The sequence below is a fragment of the Bradyrhizobium sp. AS23.2 genome (assembly GCF_001908185.1).
GTDB lineage: Bacteria > Pseudomonadota > Alphaproteobacteria > Rhizobiales > Xanthobacteraceae > Bradyrhizobium.
The window spans coordinates 1-1,999 of the sequence record NZ_LGHM01000300.1 but is presented as its reverse complement, the minus strand read 5'-3'; the positions used below and the strand labels follow the sequence as shown (position 1 = coordinate 1,999).

The 1,999-nt window shown below is 61.4% G+C and carries 2 protein-coding genes; one reads left to right on the top strand and one right to left on the bottom strand.

What is annotated here, in order from left to right; translation table 11 throughout:
- Window positions 1–195, top strand: a 195-nt coding sequence (locus tag AC630_RS41545) for a cupin domain-containing protein (RefSeq protein WP_143198747.1), incomplete at its 5' end; no start/stop codon positions are given.
- Between the two features lie 212 nt (window positions 196–407).
- On the opposite strand, the gene AC630_RS41540 is transcribed toward AC630_RS41545, so the two are convergent.
- Window positions 408–1,625, bottom strand: coding sequence for a serine hydrolase domain-containing protein (locus tag AC630_RS41540; protein WP_083636597.1), 1,218 nt, complete (start codon window positions 1,623–1,625; stop codon window positions 408–410).
- Between the last annotated feature and the right edge of the window lie 374 nt (window positions 1,626–1,999).

The window sequence follows — 1,999 nt, the reverse complement described above, 5'->3', positions numbered from 1 at the left end:
CACGACAATGACGACGAGTTCTTCTTCGTCCTCAGCGGCCGTTTCATAATCGATCTTGAGGGACACTCAATCGAGTTGCTGCCCAATCAGGGTTTCACTGTGCCGAAGGGAGTGTTGCATCGCACGCGCGCGCCCGAAAGGAGCGTGATCTTGATGGTCGAGACCGCAGCAATCGCGCCCACTGGCGATGCCTGATCGAACCGCTCAAGTCCGGATGCCACCGCGCCCAAGGTGAGATTTCCGCTCCTGGGCCCATCCGCGACATGCCTTTGGACACCACGAATGTCTGCTCTTCGGGGGTAGACCGGCGGTAATCAACCGGCGGCCGAAACGACGCGATTGACCCAAGTCGGACGTTACCAGCCTCGCGGGAGCAGACCGATCCCTAGAGGCTGGGTATCGCACCTTCAATCGGCCGCATAGAACGCTTCCCGGATGGGATTGGCGATCGGGCCGGAGCCAATGATCGCCGTCTGGGTCATGACTAGGCCGACGACGTGGTTTGTCGGATCGATCCAAAACTGCGTGCCATAGATGCCGCCCCACCCATAGCTGCCGGCAGGAAGACGGGTTTTCGCTGCAGCCGGATCGGTCACTATCCCAAAGCCCAGCGTGAAGCCCCAACCCGGCCCGCGAAGCGTCGGCATATTGACGGTCGCGTTCTGCGTCATCTGCCGGACCGTCTCCGCGCGGAGCACCCGCACGCCGTCGAGTTCGCCCTCGTTCAGCAGCATTTGCAGGAACCGCGCATAGTCGCCGATAGTGCCGCTCATTCCGGCGCCGCCAGAGTTATAGGCGGTCGAAGAGAAGGCGCGGTTCGGGTCGAAACTGGCTGTGCCTTTGGTGGGAGGGAACGGCACAGCCTCAGGTCCCACCACCGGAACATAGCCCGTGCCGAGTGCGCCTGTGACCTGTGCGGGCCGCGTCAACTGCACGAAGCGTGAGCGGATGGTCTCAGGCGCGTTGAACACAAAACTCTGGATGCGCAGTGGCTTTGCAATGCGCTCGGTTACAAAAGCTCCGAGGCTGGCTCCCGTCACCTTTTCGATAACGGCCCCGAGCACGTCAGTGGCGAGCGAGTATTCCCAACCCGTACCAGGCTGATAGCCAAGCGGAACGGAGGCGAGACGCTGCATCGCGTCAGCCGTCGTTAGCTCGGGCTGGTCTAGCCCGTCGCTTACGCGCGCTTCGCGGTATGCATCAACGAGCCGGGGATTATTGATGAAGTTATAGGAGAACCCGGCGGTATGGTTCAGTAGTTCGCGGATCGTCGGGGGCCTATTCGCAGGACCCTCGGTGCCGTCGGGCGCACGCACCCGCTGGTTGGCGAACTCGGGGAGGAAACGGCTGACCGGATCGTCCAAGCCGATCTTGCCCTGCTCGATAAGGATCATCGCCGCCACCGAGGTGACGGCCTTCGTCATTGAGGCGAGGCGGAACATGTCGCTCTCGCCAATCGGCGCGGTGCTCCCGACCTCACGAACGCCGATGCTGCGGCTGTAGACGGGGCGGCCGTTCTCGAGGATCAGCACCACGATACCCGGAGTGCTGCGGCCTTCGACCAATCCCCGAAGGGCTTCATCGAGCTTCGCGTTGCGCGCCTCGGGCGAAAAAGCCAGCGTCACAGGGGGTGGGGCTGAGCGCGAAAGCTATTACTGCGGCCCCAAGCAGTCGGATGACAAGACGACGTGAGATCATGGTGTCCCTCCGTAGACCTGTTCTAACGCGCCATTCTCCCGCTACTCGAGATCGGAAGCAATATCTCCGACGTCGCGTATTGGCCCCTGAGCGGCCCACAGCTCCACTCGCTCGATATGTCGGCTCTCGGACGAAAAGCAGACGCCGGATCATGCCTTATCGACCGCCGCTTGTGACCCTGGCTGTGTAAAAACGCGCAGGATCGAAACACGACTAGAATTGCATTCTTCAGTTCGCCGTCTAGGTTGAAGGCACCTGCGAGCCTGAGCGCTAGAACGATCTTGGACGAATAAGTTCTTCT